The organism is Mesorhizobium sp. M1D.F.Ca.ET.231.01.1.1, assembly GCF_003999155.2.
In the GTDB taxonomy this organism is placed as follows: Bacteria; Pseudomonadota; Alphaproteobacteria; order Rhizobiales; family Rhizobiaceae; genus Mesorhizobium.
Genome location: NZ_RZOZ02000033.1, coordinates 1 through 2,835 on the forward strand (window position 1 = coordinate 1; position 2,835 = coordinate 2,835).

Annotated in this window: 3 protein-coding genes; all 3 read right to left on the reverse strand. The window is 67.8% G+C overall.

Features of this window, described 5'->3' with window-relative positions; translation table 11 throughout:
• Positions 1-977: acetoin dehydrogenase dihydrolipoyllysine-residue acetyltransferase subunit (locus EN874_RS32080; RefSeq protein ID WP_128261498.1), on the reverse strand; the 977-nt coding region annotated here is incomplete at its 3' end.
• 5 nt (positions 978-982) lie between these two features.
• Positions 983-1,990: an alpha-ketoacid dehydrogenase subunit beta gene (locus EN874_RS32085; protein ID WP_127426774.1), complete on the reverse strand. Its 1,008-nt coding sequence runs from the start codon at positions 1,988-1,990 to the stop codon at positions 983-985.
• Between the two features lie 14 nt (positions 1,991-2,004).
• The coding region (locus EN874_RS32090) for a thiamine pyrophosphate-dependent dehydrogenase E1 component subunit alpha (RefSeq protein ID WP_135884711.1) at positions 2,005-2,835 on the reverse strand (831 nt) is incomplete at its 5' end.

Sequence of the window (2,835 nt, forward strand, 5' to 3'; positions counted from 1 at the left end):
TGGTCGCCCCAGATCAGGAGCACCGGGCATTTGAGATTGGCGAGTTGGTTGGCGATCGACTGGCGCTGTCCGTTGTTGTCGGCGATGGTGTCGGCGATGGCCGTCAGCGCTTCGGGCACGCCCTCCAGGCGCTTGAAGCGAAGCGTGCCCTCGACCATGTCGCTGGTGATCTTGGAGGGATCGGCAAACAGGCGTTCCAGCACGACAAGCAGCGGCCGCCGGCGCTCGGCGGCGATGAAGTCGGTGAGGAAGTCGCGGCTCATCTGTTTGCCAAGGCCGATCGGCGCGATCAGCGTCAGCGATGCGACACGATCGGGCTGATTGGCGGCGATTGCCGCCGCGACCGCGCCGCCGAAGGAGTGGGCCACCAGATGGATCCTGCCCGGCGCTACGGATTGCAGAGCACCCTCGACGGCGGCCACGATCCTGGCCAGGAGGTCATCGCCGCCGGCCAGCGGCGAGGAGCCGCCATGGCCCGGAAGATCAAGCGCGATGGTCTGGTGCGTCTCGGAGACGGCCGCCTGGTTGAACAGCCAGGTCGACAGGTCGCCGCCGAAGCCATGCAGGAAGACGACCGCTTCCTCGCCCGCCAGTCCCGCCTCAAGGACGTTGATGACGCCCTCGCCCACGGCAATGGCGCGCGGCGCCGCAGCGCCCGCCTGGCCATCCTCGGACGCGCCGAGCCGATCGGCATAGGAGGCGATGAAGGCGTCGATCTCTTCTTGGCTTGCGCTCGCGTCGGCAATGACGCCGGCAAGCGCGCCAACCGGCGCCGTCGTTCCCTCCTTGAGCACGATCTGCCGCAGGATGCCGCTTGCCGCCGCCTCCACGACATTGGTGACCTTGGTGGTCTCGATCTCGAGCAGTTCCTGGCCATGGGCGACGCTGTCGCCTTCCCTGGCCATCCACTGCGTGATGGTGCCCTCGGTCATCGTCATGCCCCATTTGGGCACGGTCACGGCCTCGATCAGCGACATGTCATCTACCTCCTGGCGATCGAAGTCGCCGCCTTCGCCACCGCCGCGGCCGTGGGGATGTAGGCGTCTTCCAGATTGGGGGCGTAAGGCACCGGCGAGTGCGGCGCGGTGACCAGCTTGATCGGCGCCTTCAGCGCATCGAAGCTCTTGTCGGCAAGCAGCGCCGAGATGTCGGTGGCCACGCTGCAGCGCGGGTTGGCTTCGTCGACGATGACGACGCGGCCGATCTTGTCGGTGAAGTCCAAGAGCGTGTCCTCATCGAGCGGCGAGGTGGTGCGCGGGTCGATGATGCAGGCCGAGATCCCCTCGCCGGCGAGCTGGCGCGCCGCCTCCTCGGCCACCGAGACCATGCGGCCGATGGCGATGATCAGCACATCCTTGCCGTCGCGCGCCACGCGCGCCTCGGCGAAGGGGATGGTGTAGGCGCCGTCGGGCACCTCCCCCATCGTGTCGTAGAGCATCTTGTGCTCCAGGAAGATCACCGGATCGTCATCGCGGATGGCCTGCAACAGCAGCCCCTTGGCGTCATAGGGGGTGGAGGGAATGACGACCTTGAGGCCGGGGATGTGGGTGAAGATGGAATGCAGCGCCTGGGTGTGCTGCGAGCCCGAGCGGCTGCCGGCGCCATAGGTGGCGCGGATGACCATCGGGGTCTTGGCGCGGCCGCCGAACATGTAGCGGAACTTGGCCGCCTGGTTCATGATCTGGTCGAGGCACACGCCGGCAAAGTCGACGAACATGATCTCGGCGATCGGCCGCAGCCCGGTCAGCGCGGCACCCGCGGCAGCCCCGATGAAGGCAGCCTCGCTGATGGGGGTGTCGCGGATGCGCTCGGGGCCGAAGGCGCCAAGCAGCCCCTTGGTCACCCCGAAGGCCCCGCCCCAGGCATCCTTGACGCCGTTGGCGCCGGCGCCGCCGGTCAGATCCTCGCCCATCATGATGACGCGCGGGTCGCGCGCCATCTCGAAGTGCAGCGCCTCGTTGAGCGCCTGCCGGAAAGATTTCTGTGCCATGGTCCGCAAGCCCCTCACATATACTTCACATAGACGTCGCTGGTCAGCGCCGACAGCGCAGGGAACGGCGCTGCCCGGGCCGCGCTGACGGCCTGGTCGATCACGGCCTCGACCTCTGCGTCGACCGCGTCGAGCTCGACCTCCTCCAGCAGCGACACCTCGCTGACGCGCCGGCGGAAGTTGACCAGGCAGTCGCGCTCCTGGCGCATGGCCTTCTTCTCATCGGGCGTCCGGTAGGTGTCGGGGTCGCCGCTGTAGTGGCCGTAATAGCGCGGCACATGCACATGCAGCATCGTCGGGCCGCCGCCGGCGCGCGCCCGCTCCACCGCCTCGCCGGCGGCGCTGTAGACGGCAAAAACGTCCGTCCCGTCGACCTCAAGCGTGGGGATGTCGTAGCTTTCGGCGCGCCGGGTGAAGCTGCCGGCCGACACCAGCGCATTGGCCGTCGCCTCGCCGAAGCCGTTGTCCTCGATGACGAAGATGATCGGCAGGTTCCAGATCTTGGCCAGGTTGAAGCTTTCCGACATCACCCCTTCGTTCATGGCGCCGTCGCCGGCAAAGGCCACCGCCACCTGCCTGGAGCCCAGCACCTTCATGCTCAGCGCCGCCCCGCAGGTGATCGGCGCGCCGGCGGCAACGATGCCGTTCGCGCCAAGCATCCCCTTGCGAAGGTCCGCGATATGTTGAGAGCCGCCCTTGCCGCCGCAGGTGCCGCTGGCGCGGCCGAACAGCTCCGCCATCATGCTGTCGATGTCGACGCCCTTGGCAATCGAGTGGCCATGGCCGCGATGGGTGGAGGAGATGTAGTCGCCCTCCTGGAGCTGCAGGCACACGCCGACGGCACT

Bases quoted from the DNA above. Each gene is read 5' to 3' on its own strand.
- EN874_RS32085 (WP_127426774.1), bottom strand. From the start codon at position 1,990: ATGGCACAGAAATCTTTCCGGCAGGCGCTCAACGAGGCGCTGCACTTC.